This window comes from Paraburkholderia terricola (assembly GCF_900142195.1).
Lineage (GTDB): Bacteria > Pseudomonadota > Gammaproteobacteria > Burkholderiales > Burkholderiaceae > Paraburkholderia > Paraburkholderia terricola.
Map to the genome: position 1 here is coordinate 1 of NZ_FRAB01000050.1, position 25616 is coordinate 25616.

23 protein-coding genes are annotated in these 25616 nt (G+C 64.6%); 11 read left to right on the top strand and 12 right to left on the bottom strand.

Annotation, left to right across the window (positions count from 1 at the left end; translation table 11 throughout):
- Window positions 1-358: 358 nt before the first annotated feature.
- The 3 genes from BUE39_RS28725 to BUE39_RS28735 all read right to left on the bottom strand — a co-directional run bounded on the left by BUE39_RS28725 (window position 359) and on the right by BUE39_RS28735 (window position 3645).
- Window positions 359-1528, bottom strand: coding sequence for an IS91 family transposase (locus BUE39_RS28725; RefSeq protein WP_073432054.1), 1170 nt, complete (start codon window positions 1526-1528; stop codon window positions 359-361).
- Between the two features lie 21 nt (window positions 1529-1549).
- Window positions 1550-2425, bottom strand: a complete 876-nt coding sequence (locus BUE39_RS28730; RefSeq protein ID WP_073432055.1) for a site-specific integrase — start codon at window positions 2423-2425, stop codon at window positions 1550-1552.
- A 314-nt stretch (window positions 2426-2739) separates the two neighbouring features.
- On the bottom strand, window positions 2740-3645 hold the full coding sequence (locus BUE39_RS28735) for a dihydrodipicolinate synthase family protein (protein WP_073432089.1): 906 nt from the start codon (window positions 3643-3645) through the stop codon (window positions 2740-2742).
- Between the two features lie 349 nt (window positions 3646-3994).
- Here BUE39_RS28735 and BUE39_RS28740 point away from each other — a divergent pair, with 349 nt between their 5' ends.
- The 6 genes from BUE39_RS28740 to BUE39_RS28765 all read left to right on the top strand — a co-directional run bounded on the left by BUE39_RS28740 (window position 3995) and on the right by BUE39_RS28765 (window position 8923).
- Window positions 3995-4951 (top strand): 4-hydroxyproline epimerase, encoded by a 957-nt coding sequence (locus BUE39_RS28740; protein WP_073432056.1) that lies wholly within the window; start codon window positions 3995-3997, stop codon window positions 4949-4951.
- Window positions 4948-6078, top strand: a complete 1131-nt coding sequence (locus BUE39_RS28745; protein ID WP_073432057.1) for an NAD(P)/FAD-dependent oxidoreductase — start codon at window positions 4948-4950, stop codon at window positions 6076-6078. The genes BUE39_RS28740 and BUE39_RS28745 overlap by 4 nt, the downstream gene beginning before the upstream one ends.
- Window positions 6071-6346 carry a (2Fe-2S)-binding protein gene (locus BUE39_RS28750; protein ID WP_073432058.1) on the top strand — a complete coding sequence of 92 codons (276 nt, stop codon included), beginning with the start codon at window positions 6071-6073 and terminating at the stop codon, window positions 6344-6346. The genes BUE39_RS28745 and BUE39_RS28750 overlap by 8 nt, the downstream gene beginning before the upstream one ends.
- A complete protein-coding gene (locus BUE39_RS28755; RefSeq protein ID WP_073432059.1) occupies window positions 6343-7623 on the top strand; it encodes an FAD-dependent oxidoreductase in 1281 nt (426 codons plus the stop codon). The genes BUE39_RS28750 and BUE39_RS28755 overlap by 4 nt, the downstream gene beginning before the upstream one ends.
- A 192-nt stretch (window positions 7624-7815) precedes the next feature.
- Window positions 7816-8583, top strand: a complete 768-nt coding sequence (locus BUE39_RS28760) for an AraC family transcriptional regulator (protein WP_073432060.1) — start codon at window positions 7816-7818, stop codon at window positions 8581-8583.
- A 10-nt stretch (window positions 8584-8593) separates the two neighbouring features.
- Window positions 8594-8923 (top strand): hypothetical protein, encoded by a 330-nt coding sequence (locus tag BUE39_RS28765; protein ID WP_073432061.1) that lies wholly within the window; start codon window positions 8594-8596, stop codon window positions 8921-8923.
- 16 nt (window positions 8924-8939) lie between these two features.
- Here the strand turns inward: BUE39_RS28765 and BUE39_RS28770 are convergent, their stop codons facing one another.
- The 3 genes from BUE39_RS28770 to BUE39_RS28780 form a co-directional block, all read right to left on the bottom strand.
- On the bottom strand, window positions 8940-9197 hold the full coding sequence (locus BUE39_RS28770; protein ID WP_073432062.1) for a hypothetical protein: 258 nt from the start codon (window positions 9195-9197) through the stop codon (window positions 8940-8942).
- 164 nt (window positions 9198-9361) lie between these two features.
- Entirely contained in the window at window positions 9362-9694 is a 333-nt protein-coding gene (locus BUE39_RS28775; RefSeq protein WP_073432063.1) for a hypothetical protein, read from the bottom strand.
- 186 nt (window positions 9695-9880) lie between these two features.
- Complete coding sequence (locus tag BUE39_RS28780) at window positions 9881-11764, bottom strand: bifunctional sugar phosphate isomerase/epimerase/4-hydroxyphenylpyruvate dioxygenase family protein (RefSeq protein ID WP_073432064.1); 1884 nt, start codon at window positions 11762-11764, stop codon at window positions 9881-9883.
- 323 nt (window positions 11765-12087) lie between these two features.
- Here BUE39_RS28780 and aroQ point away from each other — a divergent pair, with 323 nt between their 5' ends.
- The 3 genes from aroQ to BUE39_RS28795 are packed head-to-tail and all read left to right on the top strand — an operon-like array spanning window position 12088 to window position 14869.
- Entirely contained in the window at window positions 12088-12543 is a 456-nt protein-coding gene (aroQ, locus tag BUE39_RS28785; RefSeq protein WP_073432065.1) for a type II 3-dehydroquinate dehydratase, read from the top strand.
- Window positions 12540-13442 carry a shikimate dehydrogenase gene (locus BUE39_RS28790; RefSeq protein WP_073432066.1) on the top strand — a complete coding sequence of 301 codons (903 nt, stop codon included), beginning with the start codon at window positions 12540-12542 and terminating at the stop codon, window positions 13440-13442. The genes aroQ and BUE39_RS28790 overlap by 4 nt, the downstream gene beginning before the upstream one ends.
- Before the next feature lie 59 nt (window positions 13443-13501).
- Window positions 13502-14869, top strand: a complete 1368-nt coding sequence (locus tag BUE39_RS28795; RefSeq protein WP_073432067.1) for an MFS transporter — start codon at window positions 13502-13504, stop codon at window positions 14867-14869.
- 93 nt (window positions 14870-14962) lie between these two features.
- On the opposite strand, the gene BUE39_RS28800 is transcribed toward BUE39_RS28795, so the two are convergent.
- The 3 genes from BUE39_RS28800 to BUE39_RS28810 all read right to left on the bottom strand — a co-directional run bounded on the left by BUE39_RS28800 (window position 14963) and on the right by BUE39_RS28810 (window position 18080).
- Window positions 14963-15673 (bottom strand): TetR family transcriptional regulator, encoded by a 711-nt coding sequence (locus BUE39_RS28800; RefSeq protein WP_073432068.1) that lies wholly within the window; start codon window positions 15671-15673, stop codon window positions 14963-14965.
- A gap of 91 nt (window positions 15674-15764) precedes the next feature.
- Window positions 15765-17069 carry an NAD(P)/FAD-dependent oxidoreductase gene (locus tag BUE39_RS28805; RefSeq protein WP_073432069.1) on the bottom strand — a complete coding sequence of 435 codons (1305 nt, stop codon included), beginning with the start codon at window positions 17067-17069 and terminating at the stop codon, window positions 15765-15767.
- A 78-nt stretch (window positions 17070-17147) separates the two neighbouring features.
- Window positions 17148-18080, bottom strand: a complete 933-nt coding sequence (locus tag BUE39_RS28810; RefSeq protein ID WP_073432070.1) for a dihydrodipicolinate synthase family protein — start codon at window positions 18078-18080, stop codon at window positions 17148-17150.
- Window positions 18081-18229: 149 nt separating this feature from the next.
- On the opposite strand from BUE39_RS28810, the gene BUE39_RS28815 reads away from it, so the two are divergent.
- Window positions 18230-19165: a LysR family transcriptional regulator gene (locus BUE39_RS28815; RefSeq protein ID WP_073432071.1), complete on the top strand. Its 936-nt coding sequence runs from the start codon at window positions 18230-18232 to the stop codon at window positions 19163-19165.
- Between the two features lie 194 nt (window positions 19166-19359).
- Window positions 19360-22440: a transglycosylase domain-containing protein gene (locus BUE39_RS28820; protein WP_073432072.1), complete on the top strand. Its 3081-nt coding sequence runs from the start codon at window positions 19360-19362 to the stop codon at window positions 22438-22440.
- Between the two features lie 69 nt (window positions 22441-22509).
- Here BUE39_RS28820 and BUE39_RS28825 read toward each other — a convergent pair whose 3' ends face one another.
- From BUE39_RS28825 to BUE39_RS28835, 3 genes are read right to left on the bottom strand one after another with little or no spacing between them, the layout of a single operon-like run.
- The gene (locus BUE39_RS28825; protein WP_073432073.1) at window positions 22510-23736 is read right to left on the bottom strand and encodes an ROK family transcriptional regulator; all 1227 of its coding nucleotides are present in this window, start codon (window positions 23734-23736) and stop codon (window positions 22510-22512) included.
- Window positions 23737-23767: 31 nt separating this feature from the next.
- The gene (locus BUE39_RS28830; RefSeq protein ID WP_073432074.1) at window positions 23768-24565 is read right to left on the bottom strand and encodes an ATP-binding cassette domain-containing protein; all 798 of its coding nucleotides are present in this window, start codon (window positions 24563-24565) and stop codon (window positions 23768-23770) included.
- Between the two features lie 14 nt (window positions 24566-24579).
- Window positions 24580-25566 (bottom strand): ABC transporter permease, encoded by a 987-nt coding sequence (locus BUE39_RS28835; protein WP_073432075.1) that lies wholly within the window; start codon window positions 25564-25566, stop codon window positions 24580-24582.
- Window positions 25567-25616 lie beyond the last annotated feature (50 nt).

A 25616-nucleotide genomic window follows, 5' to 3' on the forward strand; every position in this document is an offset into this window, starting at 1 on the left:
CAACCGTTAAGGGTTATTCGATGCCTGCCGTCGGCCACAGGAACGTGACGATACCTCGGCGCGTGCCGGCAGGCGTCGAATAAGCCCGATGGAGGAAACCGCGGAGTGCCCCAATGCGGTTGGAGCTTTCGCGGCTATGGCGATTGATAGCCCGGGATGCTCAGTGATGTCGGGTGCGACACAGTCTGGCGGGAAGCCGGTCGGGCACTAACGCCATAGCGACGCGGTGCAGTTGTGTATTCGGGATGATGAAACGGGCGCACGAAGCACATCGCAAAGCGACGCGCGCATACGTCCGTTCGTGGGCCGCGTTGCCGCAAAGCCAACGTTAGACAGGCAGTTCGAGGAGCCGTGGAGTTCATGTCTGATCGCGGCGCATGGGCGGTGCGCGGATCGGGGCGCTGCGCGCGAGGATGTCGATGACGATCATCGGTGCGCCGCAGTGCCGGCAGATAAAGACGGGCCGGGTTTCGATGATGGCGTGGTCCGGTGATGGGCTGGTCGCGGGTGCGATGTGCAGCAGATCGCGTACCCTCGCGAGTCTGGCGCGGCGCACCGGGTTGGCGAGCAGTCCGTAGTGACGGATCCGATGGAAGCCAGCGGGTAACACATGGAGCAGGAAGCGGCGTATGAATTCGCCGGTTTCGAGGGTCATGGTCTTGTAGCGGGTGTGTCCCTTCGCGCGGTAGTCCTTCCAGCGGAACGTCACGCCGCGCTCATCGAAGGCGACGAGGCGCTGGTTGGAGATGGCGACGCGGTGTGTGTAGCGTGATAGATACTCGAGCACCGCCTTCGGTCCGGCGAACGGTCGCTTGGCGTAGACGACCCATTCGCAGGTGCGCAGCGGCGCAAGCCAGCGGGCAAAGATGGCGGGGTCAGCGAGCCCGGTATCCTCGCCGAAGAACTGCAGGTCGCCACGGTGGTGAGCCGACTGGAGTGCCTCGAGGAAGCGGCGCCGGAACAGGCGTGACAGGACACGCACGGGCAGGAAGAAGCCGGGGCGGCAGGCGATCCAGCGCTCACCGTCAGGCGACAGCCCGCCACCGGGGACGATGCCGTGCACATGCGGGTGATGCGTGAGCGCCGAGCCCCAGGTGTGCAGTACGAGCGTGGCGCCGATCTGGGCGCCGAGATGCCTGGGATCCCCGGCGATCGTGCGCAGCGTGTCAGCGGCGATGTCGAGCAGCAGGCCGTAGATGATCCGTTTGTTGTACCAGGCGATGGCGCTGATGGGTGCGGGAAGCGTAAAGACGACGTGGAAGTACTCGACAGGCAGCAGGTCGGTCTGGCGTGCCTCCAGCCAGCGGTGCGCGGCACTGGCCTGGCACTTTGGGCAATGCCGGTCCCGGCACGAGTTGAAGGACACCTCCGCCTTTGCGCAGCCTGAACAGCGCAACACATGTCCGCCCAGTGCCGCCGTGCGGCACCGTTCGATGGCTGACATGACCTTCAGCTGCCCCGGGCTCAGGCGTGTCGTGGCTCGCCACGCCGGCCCGTGGCTGCGGAAGATGTCCGCAACCTCCAGCATGAGATGCTGCGGGGTATGGGCTTATCCAGGAGGCAGGCGGTCCAGTGGACTGGTGACTTCATGCAGCAGGTCGGTGGCCACCTGCACATAAAGTGCGGTGTTCTCAAGCTTGGCGTGGCCGAGCAGAACCTGGATCACGCGGATATCCACCTTCTGTTCGAGGAGATGCGTCGCAAAACTGTGGCGCAAGGTATGCATGGATACACGCTTTTCGATGTGCGCGGCTTCGGCGGCGGCATGAATGGCGCGGTTCAACTGTCGCGTGCTTAACTGGTCGAGCGGATCGAGCCCGGGAAACAGCCACCCGCCGTCAAACATCTTGCCCTGCGCACGGGCCATGCGCCACCATACGCGCAGACGCTCGAGCAGCACCGGCGAGAGCATCGCGTAGCGGTCGCGGCGGCCCTTGCCCTGCTCGATACGCAGTGTCATGCGTTCGCTGTCGACGTCGGTGACCTTCAGCGCGACCACTTCACTCGCGCGCAGCCCGGCACCGTAGGCGACCGACAGCGCAGTCTGGTGCTTGAGGTTGCCGGCTGCCTCGATCAGCCGCCGCACTTCGTCGGGACTGAGCACGACGGGCAATATGCGGGGAACACGCACCGGTTGCATCCTGACTATCAGCTCAGGCCGGTCGAGCGTGACCGTGAAGAAGAACTTCAGGCCGGTGATCGCGTGGTTCAGCGACACGGCCGATGTGCCGTGATCGACTAGATAGAGCTGGTAGCGGCGCAGGTCCTCGACGGTGGCCGTGTCAGGTGAGCGCCCGAGAAACCGGGCGAACTCACGCACGATGTGCAAATAGATGTCCTGCGTCTTGGGGGCTAGCTGGCGCATGCGCATGTCGTCGATCATGCGTTGACGCAATGGGCTGACGTTTGCCGGTAAGGAGGTCATGATTCGGCTCCTGTTGAAGAGCGAGGCGGATTGCCTCGTTCGCCAACATAAACCGCGTGACCGGCTTGACCTTCACCTCCAGCGTTGGATCGTAACCCCTACCGCGCGAGCGGTTTAGTCCGTCGGTTTATAAAAGCGGCTATCGACTGCTGCATCTGCGGCAAGATGAATCCGCCGACGAGCAAAAGCGGGTCGCCTGAATTCGCCTCCGCATCGAAGGTGAATGAGGCGGCGGCCGCCGCATCCATCGCACCACCGCCTACAGCCGCCGCCAGCGATTGCTATCGGCCGGTTCGGCAAAAATCAAACGTGATTCAGATTCGCGGCAGCGCCGGCCGCGTTTCAATCGCGTTGCGAATCAACGTTTCCACCGCCTTGCGCTCGTCGCCTGCCAACGGCAGACGCGGCGGGCGCACCGGCTCTGTTCCCAATCCGACGATCGTCTCGGCCAGCTTGATGTTCTGCACGAGCTTCGGCGACACGTCGAGTGCGAGCAAGGGTGCGAACCAGCGATAGATCGTTCGCGCTTCTTCAAGGCGTCCCGCCTTCAGCAATCTGTAGATCGCCACGGTCTCGTGCGGAAACGCGCATACGAGTCCGGCCACCCAGCCGTGCGCGCCCATCAGCATCGCTTCCATCGCGAGATTGTCGACGCCGCACAGAATCGCGAAGCGGTCGCCCACCGCGTTGATCAGATCGGTCACGCGCCGCACGTCGCCGCACGATTCCTTGATCGCGACGATCTTCTGTTCGTCGGCGATCTCCGCGAACATCTCGGGCGTCATGTCGACGCCGTAGGCGAGCGGATTGTTGTAGACCATCAGCGGCAACGCGCTTGCATCGGCGACGCTGCGGAAATGATGCAGCGTCTCGCGCCGGTCCGACAAATAGCGCAGCCCCGGCAACACCATGAAACCGGCCGCGCCGCGACGGCCGCCGGCTTCGGCCTGGCGGCAGGCGTCGAGCGTGCTGTTTTCGGCGATCGTCAATAACACCGGCACGCGGCCTTGCGAGGCCTCGACGGCAATGTCGAGCACCTGCAGCTTTTCGTCGAGCGAGAGCGTCGACGCTTCGCCGAGCGATCCGCATACGATGATGCCGTCCACACCCGCGTCGATCTGCGCCTCGATGTTCTTCGCTGTCCACGCGCGGTCTATGCTGAAATCCGCGTGAAACTTGGTGGTGACCGCGGGCCATACGCCTTCCCAGATATGCGCCACGACTGCTCTCCTGAGTGTGATGTGTCGAGGCGCAGTGTAAGCAGGGAAAATGCCGCCGTCTTGCGCGATTCGCGCGCTGTGAATGACGATTTCGGCATAGGCGATATGCCTGTACCCGCGCTCGTTCAAGCCGTTCCGCATATTGCGGGATAAAAGGCGGTCTCCTTCGAAGAGGCGTTGCCAGCGACATGCGATGCGCTTCAGGTCTCGCTCACCGCTCGTGGCGCCGGCACGGTCCATGATCCGGTTCGACGAAGTAACCTGCCCGTAAGCCATCGGCCGGACTGTGCCAAAATCGTCACAATCCGCGCGTAAGCGCACCAAGACGCGAACGCCCGGCATTCCTACCATGGGCGTCATGAAAACCTTGGACTTCATCGACTCGCACACCGGCGGTGAACCGACCCGCCTCGTGGTGTCGGGCGGCCCGGATCTCGGCGGCGGCACGCTGGCGCAACGTCTCGACGTATTCCGCACCCGCTTCGATGGCTGGCGCGCCGGCGTCGTCACCGAACCGCGCGGCTCGGACGTGGTGGTGGGCGCGCTGCTGTGCGAACCGGACGACCCCACCTGCGCGGCCGGCGTGATCTTCTTCAACAACGTCGGCTATCTCGGCATGTGCGGGCACGGCACGATCGGCCTCGTTGTTTCGCTCGCGCACATGGGGCGGATCGGGCCAGGACGTCATCGGATCGAGACGCCGGTCGGCATCGTCGAGGCGACGCTCAACGAGGACGGCAGCGTCGCCGTGCGCAACGTGCCGGCTTATCGCTACCGGCAAGCCGTGCAGGTGGACGTGCCCGGTCATGGCGTATTGAGCGGGGACATCGGCTGGGGCGGCAACTGGTTTTTTCTCGTCGCCGAACATGGGCATGTGCTGGACGCGTCGCATATCGCCGAGTTGACCGTCTTCAGTTCCGCAATTCGCGATGCGCTGATCGCGCAACACATCACCGGCGCGGACGGCGCCTTGATCGACCACATCGAACTCTTCGCACCCGGTTCGCGTGACGGCATCGACAGCCGCAGCTTCGTGCTTTGCCCCGGCAACGCGTACGACCGCTCGCCGTGCGGCACCGGCACGAGCGCGAAAGTCGCCTGTCTCGCCGCCGACGGCAAACTCGCCGAAGGCGCGGTGTGGCGGCAGGAGAGCGTTATCGGCAGCGTGTTCGAGGCCAGCTATCGTCACGCAGGCGACGGCGTTGCGGTGATCCCAACCATTACCGGCCACGCGCACATCATGGCCGAAGGGCGCCTCTGCTTCGATGAGCGCGACCCGTTCGCGTGGGGCATTCCCACGGTATGACAGCGGATGCGCTGATCGTCGGAGCCGGCATCGTCGGCGCGGCCTGCGCGGCGGAGCTGGCCGCGCTAGGCATGCGGGTCGACGTGCTCGACGCGCATGGCATCGGCGGCGGCGCGACGGCGGCGGGCATGGGCCACATCGTCGTGATGAACGATTCGCCGGCGGAATTCGCGCTCAGCCGTTACTCGCGGGACTTGTGGCTGCAACTCGCGCCGCGGTTGCGCACGCGCGACGCGTTCGCGCGCTGCGGCACGCTCTGGATCGCCGCCGACGACCAAGAATGGCACGCCGCCCGCGCCATGCATGCCGCGTTCGAGGCGCAGGGCATCGGTGCGCAACTGCTCGACGCGTCCGCGTTGCGCGCGTGCGAGCCCGCCTTGGCGGCGTCGATGGCGGGCGGTTTGCGCGTCGAGCACGACAGCATCGTATATGCGCCCACCGTCGCCGAGTGGCTGCTGACGCAGTCTCCCGCAGCGGCGAATATCCGCTTGCGGCTGCGCACGCCGGTTACGGCGGTCCGCGCGGATGGCGTGACGCTGCAAAACGGCGAACGCATCGGCGCCGCGCACGTGATCGTCGCTAGCGGCCTGGGCGCACGGCAATTGGTGCAGCCGTTGCCGTTGCAGCCGAAGAAGGGTCATCTGCTGATCACCGACCGCTATCCCTCGCTGATCCGTCATCAGTTGCTGGAACTCGGCTACATCAAGAGCGCGCATCATGCGGCCGGCACCTCGGTGGCGTTCAATGCGCAACCGCGGCCCACGGGGCAATTGCTGATTGGCTCGTCGCGTCAGTTCGACACCACCGATCCCGCCGTCGAGATGCCGGTACTCGCGCGGATGCTGCAACGTGCCGCGCGCTATCTGCCCGTCTTGCCGACGCTCAATGGGGTTCGCGCCTGGACGGGCTTTCGCGCGGCGTCGCCGGATGGCCTGCCGTTGATCGGCCCGGCCGGCGATTTCGCGCCAGGTGTCTGGCTCGCCGTCGGCCACGAGGGCCTCGGTGTGACCACCGCGCTCGCCACCGCGAGACTGCTCGCCGCGCAGATCACGGCGAGCGCCGCGCCGATTCCCGTCGAGCCTTATTTGCCGGCCCGTTTTGCGCGCAAGGTGGTGGCTCATGATTAGCCCCGGCACGACGCGCATTCGCGTGACGATCGACAACCAAAGCATCGAAGTCGAAACCGGCACGACCGTGGCCGCCGCGCTCGTTCTCGCGGGCGTGAAAGGCACGCGGATTTCGGTCGACGGCGAGCCGCGCGCCGCGCTGTGCGGCATGGGCGTGTGCCAGGAGTGCCGCGTGACGATCGACGGTGGATCGCATGCGCTGGCCTGTCAGACACTATGCCGCGAAGGCCAGGTCATCAGCGTCCCTCATATGATGAACGCGCGATGACGCAGCACTTCGATATCGTCGTGGTCGGCGCCGGTCCGGCCGGATTGAACGCGGCGCATGCGGCGGCGCGCGAGGGCGTTACCGTCGCGCTGCTCGACGACAATCCGCGCGCCGGCGGCCAGATCTGGAGACAAGGTCCGGGCCAGCCACCGCAAGTACCGTTGCAAAGACTGCTTGCTGACTTGAATCAGCAAAGCAACGTCACGTATTTTTCTTCGACCCGCGTGATCGCGCCATTGGGCGCGCACGGCTTGCTGCTGGAATCGGCCGGGCACGGCGGCGTTGGCATCAGGTACGAGCGCCTGATTCTCGCGACCGGCGCACGCGAGCGGCTTTTGCCGTTCGCGGGCTGGACTTTGCCCGGCGTGACCGGTGCCGGCGCGTTGCAGGCGCTCATCAAAGGCGGCATGCCGGTGCACGGCGAACGGATCGTGATTGCCGGCAGCGGTCCGTTGCTGATCGCCGCGCTCGCCACCGCGCGCGCGGCTGGGGCGCGCGTGGTGGCGGTGGTCGAACAGGCACCGGCGTTCGAGGTTGCGCGCTTCGGCGCCTCGTTGATCAGCGAGCCGGCGAAGCTGCGCCAGGCCGTTGGCATGACGCGCGGTTTCACGGGATTGCGTTACTGGACTAGCAGCATCGTGCAGGAGGCGCACGGCGAAGGCTGCGTCGAGCGCGTGACAATCCGGCGCGGCGAGCGGAACGTGACGCTCGCTTGCGACCGCGTTGCATGCGGCTATGGACTCGTGCCGAACGTCACGCTCGCGCACGCGCTCGGCTGCGCGATCAACGAAGCGGGCGAGATCGTCGTCGACGGCGAGCAGCGGAGTTCGGTCGGTGGTGTATTGGCGGCGGGCGAGTGCACCGGTATCGGCGGCGCGGAACTGGCGGCCGTCGAAGGCGAACTCGCGGGACTGTCGGCAAGCGGCTCTGCTGCGAGCCGTGCCGTGCTGCATGCGCAACGAGCGCGCTGGCGCCGCTTCGGCCGCCGGGTCGAAGCGGCCTTTGCGTTGCGCGACGCGGCGCTTGTAGCGCCCGCCGCCGCCACGCTGCTTTGCCGCTGCGAAGACGTCAGCCTCGGCGAAGTGCGCGCCTATCCCGACTGGCGCGACGCCAAGCTGCATACGCGTTGCGGAATGGGCGCCTGTCAGGGCAGAATCTGCGGCGCGGCGGCGAGCTTGTACTTCGGCTGGCAGGCCGCCGCGCCGCGGCCGCCGTTCAGTCCGGCGCGAATCGGCACGTTGATGGCGGCGAGCGAAGAACCGCCGTTGGCTGAGTGACATCGGCCTGCGGATATCCTCTGGATATTGCCGGCAGCAGCACGGCCCTATAATCGTCTGCAGACGCGAAAGGCTACGGCGCAGCGACTGCCCGGGAACCGCACGCCGAGCGCACGCGCCGCCGATCACCCGCATAACCCAACGCGAAACCATACCGTCCAACGCCCGAACATCGACCACGGAATCCGCACGATGAACTTGCTGGCTCATCCGCTCGAACCGGACGACGCAACGCTGTCCGGCATGTTGTCGCACTTCACGCTGCTCGAGCCCGTGTTCGACGCGATGCCGGACGTCGTGTTCTTCGTCAAGGACGTCGAGGCGCGCTACGCGCTGGTCAACCGCACGTTGGCCTCGCGCTGCGGCTTCAAGGAAAAGACAGCGCTGCTCGGCAAGACCGCCGAGGACGTTTTTCCGCGCCGCTTCGGCCGCATCTACACGGCGCAGGACAAGGCGGTCATCAACGTCGGCAACCAGATGATCGATCAACTGGAATTGCACCTGTATCCGGGCCGCCAGCCGGGCTGGTGCCTGACCTGCAAGCAGCCGTTGCGCGATCCTTCGGGGAAAGTGGTTGGTCTCGCCGGCATTTCGCGCGACCTGAAAGCGGACGAAAGCAGCCACCCCGCGTATAGCCGGCTCGCAGCGGTGGTGCAGTCGATCCAGGAAAACTACGTGCAGCCGTTGAACCTGAAGCAACTCGCGGCGATGGCCGACATGTCGGTCGCGCAACTGGAGCGCTACTTCCACAAGGTGTTTCATCTGACGCCGCGCCAGGTGCTGCTCAAGACACGCCTCGACGCCGCCACGGCGCTGCTGGTCTCGCACGACAAGGTGACCGACGTCGCCGCGCTTTGCGGCTACACCGACCACAGCGCCTTCACACGGCAATTCAAGGCGACCGTCGGCGTCACGCCGACCGAATACCGGATGCTGCTGCACGGAACCTCGCGGAACTGAGCCGTCGCACATGGTCCGTCGCAAGCATCACTATTACGTATACGTCGTCGCGCTCGACGACACGGTCTGGAACGAGGCGCGCTTTCGCCGCGCGAATCCGGACTACCGGTTCGACAGGCCTTGCGTGTACGTGGGGATGACGGGACTGGACCCGGATCTGCGATTCGACCGGCACAAGGCCGGGATTCAGGCCAATCGCTATGTGCGCGATTACGGCTTGCGCCTCGTGCCCGAGTTGTACGACGTGTTCAATCCAATGCCTTACCGCGGCGCACAGGATATGGAAGTGGAGTTGGCGATCAGCTTGCGGGAGGCGGGGTACGGCGTGTGGCAGGCATAAGCCGGCCGACGTTGCGTTACTTCACGCCGAGGCCGCGCAGCACGGCGTTGCCTTCGGGCGTCAGACGAATATGCGAGGCGCCGGCGTCGCTGGAGACCGTTTCGATCAGGCCGGCCTCATGAAGCTGCGGAATCTCGGGTTTCGCGGATGCATCGATCGGCGCGTGCAGCAACAGCAGCAAGGTCGCCAGTTCGTGGTGGCTCAACAGGCGGCGCAGAATCGTGGGCCGCCTGGCCGGCGCCGGTGCGTCGTTCGTCTCTTGATCGGGGTTCATGGCGCACCTCGTGCGAATTAGTGTCGGGTGGATGATGCGGACGAAGTCTTAAACGATTCTTAAGCGACCATTGTCCTGTAACACCGTGACACGAAGATGGCACGAGAACGCGTTACCGATTGTCACCGCTACCTGCGTTTACCCTCGATGACCCTTCACGGGCCTTACGGCGCGCAGGTTTTGCCCGCTGTTTCGATCCAGAGATTGTTGACGTGGCGCTTGCCCGCATAGAAACGGTAAGTGGTCGCGCCGTTGTCGCTGCGCACCTTGACGATATTCGAATCGCCGAAGTCGAGCATCTGGCCTTGCGGGATTGCCGTGGACTTGAACGCGGCGTTGTGGCTCGTGGCGAGCTGGGTCAAACAGGCGACCACGTCGTTGACCGAGCGCTGCGTGGTGGTGTCCGTCACGGGCTCGCCGGCGTCCGGGTTCTTCTGGAAATAGGCACAAGCGTTCAGAAGCAGGGGAATGGACAGCACTACGGCAAACTTCTTCATATCTCTCCTGGCATTTGATTCGGCTGACGGTACGTGCAACGCCGGTACGGGCGCGGCCCGCGGCTCCGGCCGCGAAACAACGCATTATATCGATGCGATGCGACGGTTCCCGCCAATGCCGCACGGGATGTGCCCGCTCCGCCCTTTGCCCCCGCTCGACCCGCTCGCGGTGCCTGTGCCGACCCCCTACTTGCGGCGCTGCGCCTGAGCAGCAAGCCGCACGGCCGCGTTGGCCGCGCCATAGCCGTCGTAGCCGCCGCGCCGCTCGGCGATTTCCATGAAGAAGCGTTGATCCAGTTGTTCCGTGTAAGCGTGGAAAAACTCGCCACCGCGCTCGTCGCGGTCGTACAGGATGTTGTGCGCGCGCAGCGCCTCCAGCGTCTCGTCCGGCAGCGCGTAGCGGGCCGCGAGATCGTCGTAGTAATTGCGCGGAATGCGCAGCACCGGCAAGCCATCGGCGACGAACTCGGGAATCGCGCTGAAAATGTCGCCGGTGCTGAACGCGACATGGTTCAGGCCGGAGCCGTGATAGGTGTGCAACGCTTCGGCCACCGCCGTATGGTGATCCACCGAAGCGTTCAGCACGATGCGCACCGAACCGTCACGGCTGCGCAGCGCGCGGCTGCGCACGAGGCCGTATGGGTCGGGCACCAGCACGCCCGGCTCGGCCTGGAAGCCTAGCGCGGTTCGCAGAAACAGCACCCACGTATCGAGCGAATTCGCCGGCACCGACAGGCAGACGTGATCGATTCGGGTGAGCGGCCCTACTTCGGTAGGACCGTTGACGTCGGTCAGAACGAAATCGGCTTCGAACAACGTGGGCTGTTCCGGCCTTTCGTCGACGAAATAGTTCAGGCTGCTGTCGGGCGCCTGCACGGCGGGCAGCACGCGTTCGTTCGGGCCGATCTGGCCGGAGAACGGCGCGTAGCCGAAACCGGCGGCGCGCTCGAATGCCTGGCGGGCGTCGTCCACGCGAAACGCCGATGCGCAGAGCGACAAGCCGTGCTGCTGAAAAAACGCGTTGGCGAACGAATCGGGCTCGGCGTTCAGCACGATCGACGCCGCGCCGTGCTGATACAGCGTCACCTCTTTCGAGCGATGCTGACCGGCCTGGCGAAAGCGCAGTTTGCCGAGCCAGTCGACGAGTTGCGCGCGCGTGGTGCGGTCGACCGCGAACTCGAGAAACTGATAGCCGACGTGCGCGGGCGCCGCGGGCGATCGATAGAGATCGCCGACCGGCTGCTGGGTGGCTTCGAGTAGCGCGCGGGTCTGCTCCTCGAGAAACAGCAGTGAGCGATGGCCGTCCGCCGCGGTAATGGTGGTGGGCGCGGCGCGAAAGCCGTCGTTGAAAATCTCCAGCGAAAGCGGCCCCTTGTAGCCCGTTTTCACGACTTGCGCGGTGAAGCCGGCCACGTCGAAATCGCCCTGGCCGGGAAAGCAGCGGTAATGGCGGCTCCATTCGAGTACGTCCATCGCGAGCTTCGGCGCGTCGGCGATCTGCACGAAGGCGATGCGCTCGCCCGGAATGTCGGCGATGCCGTCCACCGTATCGTTCAACGACAGCGTGTGAAAGCTGTCGAGCACGAGCCCGAGATTCGGATGGTTCACGGCGTTCACGAGCTTCCACGCATGGCGGTAGGTTTTCACGTGCTTGCCCCACGCGAGCGCCTCGTATCCGGCGACCACGCCGGCCGCCTCGGCCGCGCGGGCCAGCGCGCCCAACTGATCGATCATCAGCGAATCGTCGCCGATGGTGTCGGGCGACACGTTACTGCACACCAGAATGCGGTCCGTGCCCAGTTCGTGCATCACGTCGAACTTGCGTTTCGCGCGATCGAGATTGCGCGCGAGACGTTCGGGGCTCACGCCATCGAAATCGCGGAACGGCTGGAACAGCATGATTTTCAGCCCGAGATCCTCGGCGATGCGCCGCACGTCGGCAGGAGAACCGTCGAAATACAGCAGATCGTTTTCGAAGATTTCGACACCCTCGAAGCCCGCCGCGTGGATCGCGTTCAGCTTCTCGACGAGGGTTCCGCTGATCGACACGGTGGCAATCGAACGTTGCATGAACGGCTCCTGCAAAAACAATGGAACGGCTGTTGAAGAACTGCGGGCGGCGGCCGGTGCGCCGCGCCGCGGCATGCGTCGCGAGCCGCGTGCTGTAATGCGCAAAATTGGTCCAGCTAGTTACCCAATCTCAGCAAACCATGGGCAAAACCTATCGACAATGGCCCGAATTTTCGCCAGTTTATACAAACTAACTAGATGGTACAAATTCGTACAAACCCCGAATGACGGCGACGGACAATGCGCGCACACTTCGTCCACGTCGTAGAACCGCCGCGAGTGCCGTGGTTCGCTTCAAGTCTTACTTCGCAGGAGTAGCTGTCATGAGCTTTGCATCGGTACTGGTTCTCAACGGACCGAACCTCAATCTGCTGGGCACGCGCGAGCCGGCCATCTACGGCTCGGAAACGCTCGACGACGTCGCGAAACTATGCAGCGAAGCCGGCGCGCGCCTCGATCTATCGATCGACTTTTGCCAGTCGAATGCCGAGCATCAACTGATCGACTGGCTGCACGCGGCGCGCACGAAGGTCGACGGCATCGTGATCAATCCGGCGGCTTACACGCACACCTCGGTCGCCATCGCCGACGCCCTCAGCGCGATCGAAAAGCCGGTCATCGAAGTGCATATTTCAAACGTGCATCGACGTGAAGCGTTCCGTCACCACTCGTATGTGTCGGCGGTGGCGGAGGCGGTCATCGTCGGCTGCGGCACGCAAGGCTACGTGCTCGCCCTGGAACGGATGGCGACCATCCTTAAGAATAGGGCGGCTAAATGAACACACAAGCGAACACACAAGCGAACGCACTCGCAAGTTCAAAGGCCAACCCGAAGTCCTATCTGGTCGGCCTGATCGGCTCGGGCATCGGCGGATCGCTGAGCCCCGCGATGCACGAGGAAGAGGGCGGCAAGCTCGGCCTGAACTACGTTTATCGGCGAATCGATCTCGAAGCGTTGAAGCTCGATGTCGCGGCGCTGCCCGATCTGCTGGTTGCCGCCGAACGCATGGGCTTCGACGGCCTGAACATCACGTACCCCTGCAAGCAAGCGGTGATCCCGCTGCTCGACGAACTGTCGGACGACGCGCGCGCGTTGGGCGCGGTCAACACCGTGCTGTTCAAGGACGGCAAGCGCATCGGCCACAACACCGATTGGTCCGGTTTCGCGCGTGCGTTTCAGCGCGGCTTGCCGGACGTATCGCTCGAACGCGTCGTGCAACTGGGTGCGGGCGGCGCCGGGGCGGCGGTCGCCCACGCCGCGCTGACGATGGGCGCGCGAGCCCTCGCGCTGTTCGACGTGGACGCCGCGCGCGCCGCGTCGCTCGCCGCGGAATTGCAGCAGCGCTTCCCCGGCGCGACGGTCAGCGCCGGCAGTTCGCTCGCCGAGTCGCTCGCCGCCGCCAACGGCCTGATTCACGCCACGCCCACCGGCATGGCGAAGCTGCCCGGCTTGCCCTTGCCGGTCGAATTGCTGCACCGCGAGTTGTGGGTGGCCGACATCGTCTATTTCCCGATTCGCACCGCGCTGTTGCAGGCGGCCGAAGCGCTCGGCTGCCGCACGCTGAGCGGCGGCGGTATGGCGGTGTATCAGGCGGTCGACGCAATGCGCATTTTCACGGGTCTCGAACCGGACGCCGAGCGCGTGTACACCCACTTTCAGTCGCTGTTGCAACGCTAGCCGGCGGCGCAAGCGCCGGTACATAACGGATCGATGCCAGATCGAGGAGACGGACATACATGTCACAACCAACACAATCCAGTTCCGCTAACGCCACGCTCCAGACGGACGCCGCCGTGAGCACCCCGCGCCGCTCGAAAGCCCGCTATCAGATTCTCGCGCTGCTCGCGGTCGGCACGATGATCAATTATCTCGACCGCACGGTGCTCGGCATCGCGGCGCCGCAGTTGACCAAGGAACTCGGCATCAACGCCGCGCTGATGGGCCTGCTGTTCTCGGTGTTCTCGTGGAGCTACGTGGCCTCGCAGATTCCGGGCGGCCTGTTTCTCGACCGCTTCGGCAGCAAGCTCACGTATTTCCTCTCGATGACGCTGTGGTCGCTGTGCACGCTCGCGCAAGGACTCGTGAACGGCGTGGGCGGGCTGTTCGCGTTCCGGCTGGGTCTCGGCGTGTCCGAGGCGCCGTGTTTTCCGACCAATAGCCGCGTGGTGGCCACGTGGTTTCCGCAAAGCGAGCGCGCGATGGCGACCGGCACCTACACGGTCGGCGAATATATCGGCCTCGCCTTCTTCAGCCCGTTCCTGTTCATGCTGATGGGCGCGTTCGGCTGGCGCTCGCTGTTTCTGGTGGTGGGCGGCGCCGGCATCGTGTTCGGCGGCATCTGGTGGATGTTCTATCGCGAGCCGCGCGATCATCCGTCGGCGAATCAGGCGGAGTTGGACTATATCGAAGCGGGCGGCGGTCTCACGCACCGGAAAAAAGAAGCGGCTGCTTCGGGCGCTGAGCCCGCAGCGAAGACCGGCTTCGAATGGCGCACGATTGGGCGCCTGCTCAAGCACCGTCAACTGACAGGCATCTGCCTCGGCCAGTTCGCCGGCAATTCGACGCTGGTGTTCTTCCTCACCTGGTTTCCCACGTATCTCGCCACCGAACGTCATATGGCGTGGCTGAAGATCGGCTTCTTCGCGATCATGCCGTTCATTGCGGCGTCGATCGGCGTGATGTTCGGCGGTCTGTTCTCCGACTGGCTGCTGCGTCGGGGCAAGTCGGCGAACGTGGCGCGCAAGCTGCCGATCATCGCCGGCCTACTGCTCGCGTCGACGATCATTCTCGCCAACTACGTCGAGAGCAACGTGGCGGTGATCGCGATTCTGTCGGTGGCGTTTTTCGCGCAAGGCATGGCCGCCCTGGGCTGGACCCTGGTGTCGGACATCGCGCCCGACGGCCTGCTCGGCGTGACCGGCGGCATCTTCAACTTCGCGGCGAATCTGGCCGGCATCATAACGCCGCTGGTGGTGGGTTTCATCGTGGCGGCGACCGGCTCGTTCGTCGGCGCGCTGGTGTTCATCGGCGTGATCGCCTTGATCGGCGCGCTGTCGTATATCTTCATCGTCGGCGACATCAAGCGGATCGTGCTGGTGCATTGAGCGATTCGACTCGATCGCAACCAGACGGATCGAGCAAATAAAAAAGCGGAACGCGGCGAGGCCGCGTTCCGCTTTTTTCGTTTCCGGCCGGCTTCAGTTTTCCTTGCGCACGAAACGCAGCACGGCGTCGACGATCATCGCGCGATGCCGCGCGCGCAAGCGCGGATGCGACGGATCGCGCCCGAACGCCGTGCCGAACGTATGGCGATTACCGACGCGATGAAAACACAGCGAACTGATCAATAAATGCAGATCGATCGCATCGACGTCGCTGCGAAACTGCCCGGACGCGATGCCGCGCGCGAGCAGATCCTCGATCGTATGAATGACGGTGACGTTGCGGCCTTTGAAGGTCTTGACCTGCTCGACGTACTTCGCGCCGTGAATGTTTTCGATCGTCACTAGACGCACGAAATCGCGCTGGCGGTCGTGATAATCGAAGGTGAACTCGACCAGCGCGCGCATGCCCTCGACCGGATCGAGTTCGCTGATGTGCAGATCCTGTTCGAGCGCGCGAATGTCGCCGTACACTTTTTCAAGCACGGCCTGATACAAGCCTTCCTTGCTGCCGAAGTAGTAGTACAGCATGCGCTTGGTGGTGTTCGTGCGTTCCGCGATCGCGTCGACGCGTGCGCCCGTCAGGCCCATCGCGGAGAACTCCTGAGTCGCGACTTCGAGGATATTGCGCTTGGTCTGTTCGGGATCGTACTTGCGTCGGGCGTCGCTGCGCCGGGCGTCGGTGCGCGGCGTCTCGGACGGGATGCCGTTGGTATCAGGCTCGGCGGCCTTGCTTCCCTTTTTCATTGTGTATTCGAGCGCCAGTGACGGCGCATTCTAGCATGGTGAAAACGGCCTCTGGCGCGGGTTTCGGGCATGACGAGCCGTGCCTCGGCGGTTATCGGGAGGACGAGCGGTGCGGCCGGCGGCGCGCGGCGAGCGCGTCGCGCGCCTGCATGGCGGTGTAGGTCAATTGCGCGGCCGCGAGACCGAACGCGCCGTAAGCGGGCGTCAGGCCGAACGCCGCGAACGCTTCCGGCACCGGCCGCTCGCCCGCGATGGCCGCCGCCAGCAGTTCACCGGACACGGTGGTCGGCGCCATGCCGTGTCCGCCGAAGCCGACCGCGTACCAGACGCCGTCCGCGCCGCGGCCGATTTGCGGCATCTTGTGACGCGCGTAACTCATCAGGCCGCCCCACGCATAGTCGATACGCACGTCGTGCAATTGCGGATAGACCTTCAGCAGATCGCGCCGCAACAGCCGCGCGATGACTTCGGGCGCGCGGTCGCGCACCGAGATGCGGCCGCCCCACAGAATGCGCGTGTCGGGCAGCGGGCGGTAATAATCGAAGGCGAAGCGCGTGTCGTAGACGGCCGCGCGCGTGTCGATCGCGTCTTTCAGGCGTGCGCCGAGCGGTTCCGTTGCAATGACGTAAGTGGCGATCGGCAGCACCGTGCGCTCGACCTTCGGATAGACGTTGCGCGCATAGCCGCCGCCGGCCATCACGACGTGACGCGCTTCGAGCGAGCCATGCGGCGTATGCACGACGAACCCCGCGCCCTCGGGTTGCAGGCGCACCACGGGCGAATGCTCGTGGATCCGCACGCCGGCATTGGCCGCCGCGGCGGCGACGCCCAGCACGTATTTCAGCGGATGAAAGTGGAACGCGTGGCGCTCGAGGAGCCCGCCGTGATAACGGTTCGTCTTCAGTTGCAAAGCGAGTTGCGCGGCCGGCACCGGTTCCCATTCGACGCCGAACGAATCGCGCATCAAGCGCCGCTGCGAATCGAGCAGCGCCGGCTCGTCGAACCAGTTGGCGAGGATCACGCCGGCATCGGTCACGTCGCAATCGATGCGGTAACGCTGGATACGCTTGCGCATCAGATCGACCGCATCCGTGGTCAGCGCATACAGCTCGCGGGCGCGAGAGGCCCTAAGCGTTTTCAGCAGGTCCGCGCAATCGAGGCTGTAGCCGCCGAACACGAACCCGCCGTTGCGCCCGGATGCGCCGAAGCCGACCTGCTCGGCTTCGAGTACGGCAACATCGCCGACACCGCGCTCGGCGAGCCCCAACGCGGTCGACAAACCCGCGAGCCCGCCGCCGACGATGCAGACGTTTACGCCGCGCCGGCCGGTTAGCGGCGCGTAAGCAGACGCGAGCCCGGAAGCGCGCGTGACAGTGGCTTCGTAATAGCTTTGCATCCGGCTAGGTTAGCCGCAAGCGCGCGCCCGCGTCCAGTGCGCGTGCCCCGCGTCTGCTCGCACCTGCTCGAACCAGCCTTAACGGCCCCAGCGCAGCACCAGCGGATCGAGCCGCCGCGCGACTTTCAGCAGCCCTTCACGCGTGGCCGGATGCATCTGCGGCAACGGATGGCGCACCGCGTCCGAGCGGATCACGCCGCCTTCCTTCATCAAGGCCTTGCACGACGCGAGACCGCCCTGGCGGTTTTCGTAGTTGATCAATGGCAGCCATTGCTGATAATGCGCGGCGGCCGCTTCCGTGTCGCCGGCCGCGTAAGCGTCGACGATCAGACGGATACCGTCGGCATAGCCGCCGCCCGTCATCGAGCCCGTTGCGCCCGCATCGAGATCGGCCATCAGCGTGATGGCCTCCTCGCCGTCCCACGGACCCACCACCGCTTCGCCGCCCAACTCGATCAGTTCGCGCAGCTTGTTCGCCGCTTGCGGCACTTCGATCTTGAAGTACGACACGTTTTCCAGTTCACGCGCCATGCGCGCGAGGAACGGCGCGGACAACGCCGTGCCGCTGACCGGCGCATCCTGGATCATGATCGGAATGTCGATCGCATCGGACACCGTGCGATAGAACTCATAAATGCCGCGCTCGCCGATGCGGATCGTCGCGCCGTGATACGGCGGCATGATCATCACCATCGCGGCGCCCGCGGCTTGCGCGCTGCGGCTGCGCTCGGCGCACTGATGCGAGCTGAAGTGCGTGGTCGTGACGATCACGGGCACGCGCCCCGCGACCTGCTCGAGCACGACGTGCATCAGCGTGTTGCGCTCGTCGTCGGAAAGGGCGAACTGCTCGGAGAAGTTCGCGAGGATGCACAGGCCGTTCGAACCCGCGTCGATCATGAAGTCGATGCAGCGTTTCTGGCCTTCGAGGTCGAGGCGACCCGCTTCGTCGAAGATGGTCGGCGCGACGGGGAACACGCCGCGCAGCGCGGCAGGATTGCGTAGTTGGGTCATGGCGATGTGCGTGGTTTGACGGTGATGAGCGAAGCTCGTTTGAATGTCTCCGTCGCCGACTATACGGCGGCGGGCACGGCGGGTATAGTGAATTGTTTCCATCTTGTGATCGCTTTTGCGACTCACGTGCTTTTGCGATCCGCCGAACCATGAAAGACACCTTCAACACGCTGCTGTCGAAACTGCGCATGAAGCAGTTGCAATTGCTGATCGCGCTGGACGACCAGAAGTCGCTGCACAAGGCGGCCGGCGCGATGTCGATGACGCAATCGGCCGCGAGCAAGGCGTTGCAGGAACTGGAATCGATGCTGGAAGCCCCGCTCTTCGAGCGCTCGAAAAGCGGCATGATCCCGAATCAGCTCGGTCATTGCGTGATCCGCTATGCGCGCCTCGTGGCGACCGATCTCACCGCGCTATGCCAGGACGTCGCGGAGATTCGTTCGGGGCGCGGCGGACGTCTCGCGATCGGCGCGATCATGGGCGCGATTCCGGCGTGCGTGGTGCCGGCGCTGAATCAACTGCATACGGGGCAGCCGAATCTGTCGATCGAAGTGGTGGAAGACACCAGCGCGCGCATGCTCCAGCAACTCGACGACGGACGGCTCGATCTGGTGATCGGCCGCGCGGCGGTCGCCGCCGATCCGTCGAAGTATCACTATCGTCCGCTGGGCGACGAGCCGTTATCGGTGGTGGTCGGTCATAACCATCCACCGTTGCCGAAGAGAGAAGTAAAACTGGCCGAGTTGGCCGCGCACCGTTGGGTGGTCTATCCGTCACATATGCCGTTGCATGCGCTGCTCGAACGGGAAATGGATCTCGCCGGACTCGAAATGCCCGATAACCCTATTTCAACTGCATCGACTTTCGTGACCGTCGCGCTTTTGCAAAGCAGCGCCGAACTGATTTCGTTATTGCCGACCGCGATTGCCGAGTTGTTCGTTCGGCAAAAAATGCTGCGCCTTGTGCCGGTCAAGCTGAAATCGCCGTCGCAAACCTTCGGCGTCGTCACGCGCAAGGGCGGCGTGCTGTCGCCGCCGGCGCAGCAATTCATCGAACTGCTGCGCGCGCGGCAAAAAGTTAGCTAACGCGCATTTTTTGGTGCGAGAAAAGTTCTTCAATATCGCACGGCAATTCACGCCGCGCCATGTCTCGTCAGCAGATGTTGTACCCGTGACACCTTCGGGTAAATCCGAACCGATTAAAGCCTCGCGTTCCGCGCTACACTGAGTTGAAGGTGCGCCAGATTAATAAGCATGGCGCCGGCTCGGGGAGAGCAACCATGAATCGGCCACTGGTTCGGCTTCCACTTCGCACGGCGGGTACGGCGCCTGTTCGCAAGTGGTTCAAATGGGGGCTGGCGGCAGCGTTTCTGCTTGCGCTAGCCGCAGCGGCACGCTTCTGCCAGGTCGAAATCGAAACGTCGCGCCTGCAGGCGCGCTACCTCTCCGAACTGACACGCGACGTGGGTTTCTCGGTCGCGGACGGTCCGAGCCACTCCATCCGCTTCCCTCAGACAAGTCAAGGCCCTTACGACAGCCGTCTCGGCTACGCGTTGCTGCCGTCGATCCAGCAGCGGCTGCTCGAACGCGGCTTCGAAATCACCTCGCAGGCGCGCAGTTCGGAGCGCATGTTGTCGCTGGCGGATAACGGTCTCTTTCTGCCCTACGTCGAAAAAGATCAGGCGGGTTTGCAACTCTTCGACGGCACCGGCGCGCCGCTTTTTGGTGCGCGGTTTCCGGGCCGCGTGTATGACAGCTTCGAGGCCATTCCGCCACTCATCGTCAATTCGCTGCTTTTTATCGAAGATCGCTATCTGCTCGATCCGAGCCAGCCCAACCGCAATCCGGCGATCGACTGGGGACGCTTTAGCCGCGCGGTGGTCGACCAGGGCGCGCGTGTTTTCAACCATCATCAATCGACGCCTGGCGGCAGCACGCTTGCCACGCAGATCGAAAAATTCCGCCACTCCGAGGGCGGGCGCACCGCGACGCCGCCCGAGAAATTGCGGCAAATCGCATCGGCTTCGGTGCGCGCCTATCTGGACGGTCCGCAGACCATGCCCGCGCGTCAGCAGATCGTCGTGCATTACCTGAACTCGGTGCCGCTTGCGGCGCAACCGGGCATCGGCGAGATCAACGGCATCGGCGACGGTCTCGCCGCCTGGTACGGCCGCGATTTCAGCGACGTGAACCGCATCCTGAACGCGCCGTCGACTCCCGGGAATCTGCCCGGGCAGGGCGTGGCCTTCCGTCAGGTGCTCTCGCTGATGATCGCGCAGCGCGCGCCCTCGCGTCTGCTGCACAGCGGCTATGCCGAACTCGAACGTCTGACGGATAGCTATCTGCGGCTCCTGGCGAACGGCGGCATCATCTCCATGCCGCTGCGCGATGCCGCGTTGTCGGCGCAGGTCGAACTGCGCCGTGCGCCTACCCGAACGCAGAGCGTTGACTCGTTCGTATCGCGCAAGGCCGTCACGTCGATGCGCTCGAATCTGTTGGCCGCGCTCGGCGTGAAGAGTTTCTACGAACTCGATCGCCTGGACTTGCAAGCGAAGGGCACGCTCAACAACGCCGTGCAACAGGCCGTGAGCGAACGGCTCGCCGCCGCCGCGACGCGCGACGGCGCGCAAACCGCGGGTCTCGTCGGCTTTCATATGTTGCGCCCCGCGGACGACCCCTCGAAGATCGCCTATAGCTTCACGCTGTTCGAACGGCGCGACGGCGCCAACCTCGTGCGGGTGCAAACGGACAGCGTCAACCAGCCGTTCGATATCAACTCGGGCGCGCGGCTGAATCTCGGCTCCACGGCAAAACTTCGCACGATGGTGACGTACTTGCAGATCGTCTCCGACTTGCATGCGCGTTTTGCGCCGTTCAGCCCCGCTGAGCTGAAGGCCGTCAAGCCCGATCCGAACGACAGGTTGACCCGCTGGGCGCTCGACTATTTCGCGCACACCTCCGACCGTTCGCTGCAAGCCATGCTCGACGCGGCCGTCGAACGCAAATACTCGGCGAGCGCGGGCGAAACGTTCTACACGGGCGGCGGCGCGCAAACCTTCAACAATTTCGAAGCCGAGGACAACGGCCGCATCCTGACTCTTCATAGCGCGTTCCAGCATTCGGTGAACCTGGTGTTCGTGCGGCTGATGCGCGATATCGTCAACTACGAGATGATGCGGACCACCGGGTCGTCGTCGCAATGGCTCGGCGATCCGGCGACCCGCAAGATGTACCTGACGCGTTTCGCCGATCAGGAAAGCCGCGTATACATGAGCCGTTTCTACACGAAGTATCACGGCAAGACACGCGATCAGCAGTTGGCCCTGCTGCTGCTCGGCGTGCGCAAGTCGCCGCCCAAGGTGGCGACGGTGCTGCGCAGCGTGGCGCCCGACGAGTCCAACGCATGGTTCAACGCGAGGATGCGCGCCGCGCTGAAGAACACGCCGGCCGCCACGATACTCGACGATGAAGACCTCGCGAAGCTATACGGCAAGTACGCGATCGACCGCTTTAATCTGAACGACCGTGGCTATATTTCGAGTGTTCATCCGCTGGAGTTGTGGCTCGTCAATTACTTGCGCGAACGTCCCGACGCAACGCTCAGCGAGATTCAGAACGCGAGCCGCGACGTGCGCCTGTCGACGTATTCGTGGCTCTTCAAGACCCGCTATCACGCGACGCAAGACCGCCGCATCAAGCGCATGGTGGAGTTGCGCGCCTACGAGGCGATCGGCAAATCGTGGCAAGCGCTCGGCTATCCGTTCGCGACGCTCACGCCTTCGTATGCCGCGGCGATCGGCGCATCGGGCGATCGGCCCGCCGCGCTCGCGCAACTGATCGGGCTGATCGCCAACGACGGCAACAAGGTGCCGACCGAAAGCCTCACGCAACTCGACTTCGCGAAAGACACGCCGTACGAGACGCATTTCAAACGTGCGGCGGTGGCGCCGCAACAGCAAATCTCGCCGGAAATCGCGGCGGTGATGAAGGGGCTGCTGCGTGACGTCGTGACGGGCGGCACGGCCCGGCGTCTCGCGCAAGGCATGACGTTCCCCGATGGTCAAACGCTTCAGGTCTACGGCAAGACCGGCACCGGCGATCAGCGCTTCAATGTGTTCGCCAAGGGCGCACGGCTGATCGAATCGCGCAAGGTCAACCGCAGCGCGACTTTCGTGTTCGCGATGGGCGATCGTTTCTACGGCACGCTGACCGCGTGGGTGCATGAACCCTATGCGGCTCACTACGAGTTCACGAGCGCGTTGTCGGTGCAGTTGCTGAAGTCGATGGCGCCGGCATTGCAACCGTTGCTGGACGAACAACCCGCCGATACCGCGTCGATCACGAAGGTGGACGCGCATTGAGCGGCTCATTCAGCGGAACGGTGCCGCATGAGACCGATGCCCGGCAACACGGACCGCGCCTGACAGCGTCTAATAAACCGCGTCCACGGCGGGCTTGAGAAACAGCTCGTGCGTCGGCGCGAAATGCGCGTACAGCGGCAGAATCGCGCCGCCCATTGCTCGCGCGTCCGCGCCGATGGTGCCCTCCAGCAGTTGCGGACGCACCATGCCTTCCCATTCGAAGCGATCGAGCACACGCTCGGTGCGGCGAATGATTTCCCGCACCAGTTGCCGGTCGAGTTCGCCGTCGATCACCACCGCTTCGAGGTCGAGCAACGCGGCCGCGTTGGTCAGCGCGTTGGCGATCGCGGGGCAGGCGGTATCGAGCCACTGCTCGGTGTGACGCCACAGGTCCGGCGACAACGCCCGATGATCGTGCGCGGCGGCGGGCGGCACGCCCGCATCGCTCAGCAACTGTTCCAGAACGAAGCCGGACGCCGCGTGCAGCAGTTGCCGCGCGGGTTTGCGCGCGCTGCCGTCGCGCAGCGGAATCGAGCCGACCGCGCCGGCGTTGTCGTGCGGCCCGCCATGCAAACGGCCGTCGATCACGAGGCCGCCGCCGATGAACGTGCCGACGAACAGGTACAGAAAGTTGTGAATGCCGCGGCCCTGGCCCATCACGAGTTCGGCGGCGCAGGCGGCCGTGGTGTCCTTGGCGAACTCGACGGGCAAACCCGTCATGCCCGCAATGCGGCTGCGCAAGTCGATCTCGTGCCATGCGCCCAGGGCGTCGGGCGGCGCGCCGAGAAAGTCGCGCCAGCCGCCGAGCCACAAAGGCGCGGCCACGCCCACGCCGACCACTTTGCCGGCCTTCGCGCCGAGCGTCTGGTTCACGCGCGCCAGTCTGCTTTCGAGCGCGGGAAACAGCGTGCGGGGATCGGGATACGCATACTCGAATACATCGCGGCACACCACGCGGCCCGCGAAATCCATCGCCAGCACGTCGAGACTGCGGCGCCCCACCTTGACGCCGATGGTGTACGCGCCGTCCGCGCGCAACGCGATCGGCACCGAGGGCTGGCCGATCTTGCCGCGCACGCGCGCCTGCTTTTCGAGCAGACCGTCGTCGATCAAACGGTCGACGATCATCGAGACGCTCTGCATCGAAAGACGCGTCAAGCGGCCCACGTCGGCTTTCGGCAGCGGCCCATGCAAGCGGATCGCCTGCAACACGATCCGTTCGTTGAACTGCCGCATGCCGACCTGATTCGAGCCGACCGTGCGTTTCAGGGGCGGGCGCGTGCCGGTGGTATCCATCGTCGCGAGCCCGCTCAACAGGATGCGTGCATCATGCGATCGCCTTGACGTCCGCTTCCTTCGCGCCCGTCATGATCGCGACGGCCTCCGACATATGCACGTCCTTCGTATTGACGAGCGCCGCCCGCCGGCCGAGACGCTGAATGTGGATGCGGTCGGCCACTTCGAACACGTGCGGCATGTTGTGGCTGATCAGGATCACCGGCAGGCCGCGATCGCGCACGCGCCGGATCAGTTCGAGCACCATGTTGCCTTCCTTCACGCCGAGCGCGGCGGTGGGCTCGTCGAGAATCACGACGTGCCGCGCGAAGGCCGCGCTGCGCGCCACGGCCACGCCTTGACGCTGACCGCCCGACAGGGTTTCGACCGCCTGACGCATCGAACGGATGCCGATCTGCAGGTCTTTCATATGCGAGGTCGCTTCTTCCAGCATGCGGCGCTTGTCGATCATCTTGAAGATCGAGCCGCGCCAGCCGGGCTTGAGCAGTTCGCGGGCGAGGAACAGGTTTTCGGCGATGCTCATCGCCGGCGCGACCGCGAGTTCCTGGTACACGGTCTCGATGCCTTGGGCGCGCGCATCCAGCGGGCTGCGGAATTTGACCGGCTGGCCGTCGAGCAGAATCTCGCCTTCATCCGGCACGGTGGCGCCGGAAAGCGCCTTGATCAACGACGATTTGCCCGCGCCGTTGTCGCCGATCACGGCGAGGATTTCGCCGGGCAGCACTTCGAAATCGCAGCCGTCGAGCGCGGTGACGTTGCCGTAGCGTTTGACGAGTCCGCGTGCTTGCAGAACCGGCATCGCGGGAGAAGCGGAAGGTGATGTCGACATGAGAGGTGTCTCCGTTAACCGCGACGATGAGAGAGTTTGTCCGCGGCTACCGCGAGAATCACCAGCATGCCGGTGATCAACACCTGATAGACCGAGGAAACGCCGATCAAGGTCAAGCCATTGCGGAACACGCCGACGATCAGCGCGCCGAGCAGCGTGCCGACGATCGAGCCGCGTCCGCCGAACAGACTCGTGCCGCCGAGCACGACCGCGGTAATGCTGTCGAGGTTCTCGGTTTGCCCCGCCTGCGGATCGCCCACGCCGGTTCGCGACACCGACAGCAGCGCGGCGATGCCATAGATCGCGCCGGCAAGCGAATACACGGTGAGCAGAATCTTCTGCGACGACAGGCCCATCAGCCGCGCGGCCTCGGCGTTATTGCCGAGCGCATACAAATGCCGGCCCGGAACCGTGTCGCGCAACACGAACCATGTGGCGAGATACATCAGCAGCGTGAGCACCGTGCCGTAGGTGACATCGGCGGGACCGAGCTTGAAGGTGTTGCCGAAGAACATGATCGCGTCGGGCAGGTTCGACACGCTCTCCGCGTTCGAATAGATCTGCGTGAGCGCGAACGCAATGTTCAGCGTACCCAGCGTGACGATGAACGCGGGCAGCTTGATGCGCGTGATCAGCACGCCGTTGAGCGCGCCGAACAGCGTGCTCGCGGCCACGCCGCACAGAATCGCAAGCGCGGGCGGCACGCCGAGCGTGACCGCGAATTTGGTCATGATGATCGAGCCGAACGCCATCACCATCCCGCATGACAGGTCGATGCCGCCGGTCAGCACGATCAGCGTCTGGCCGATCGCGATTACCGCGACCACCATGGTCTGTTGCAGGATCAGCGAGAGATTCTGGAACGACAGAAAACGGCTGCTCTGCGAAATGAAGAAGCCGCAGGCCAGCACCAGCGCGATCAGCGGGCCGACCTCGGCGAGCGACGGCAGACGGTCGGTGAAGTGGCGCGAGTGGCCGACGGGCGCGGTGGGAGTCGACATGATGAAGGTCCTCGATGCATGAGCGTGGCGTGGCCACGCGGCGAGTCAGA